Genomic DNA, 319 nt, shown 5'->3' on the forward strand with positions numbered 1-319 from the left:
CAACAAGACAAGCACCTGCCGCCCCTGATGACCGTCGACAGCGGCGCCGGCCTGGACCTGGCGCGCTACTTCGCCCCCGGTACGCCGTGCCAGGTTCACCTCGAGGATTCCAGCGTGCTGGACCTGAGCCTGGACGATAACGCGGTGTTGCCCGGCTCGATTCCGGTCGGCTACCAACAAGTGCATATTGCCGACCAGCATTTCACCCTGGCCGTGGCACCGACGCATTGCTACACCGTTGCAGAAGCGGTCGACACCCAGACCGCCCGCGCCTGGGGCCTGAGCGCCCAGCTGTATTCCCTGCGCCGCAGCGGCGACG

General features: G+C 66.8%; 1 pseudogene. It reads left to right on the forward strand.

Going from position 1 to position 319, the window contains the following annotated elements:
- Positions 1 to 319: pseudogene (locus tag HX846_RS38335) on the forward strand (4-alpha-glucanotransferase); the annotation flags it as partial.

The organism is Pseudomonas sp. K5002, assembly GCF_013386655.1.
In the GTDB taxonomy this organism is placed as follows: domain Bacteria; phylum Pseudomonadota; class Gammaproteobacteria; order Pseudomonadales; family Pseudomonadaceae; genus Aquipseudomonas.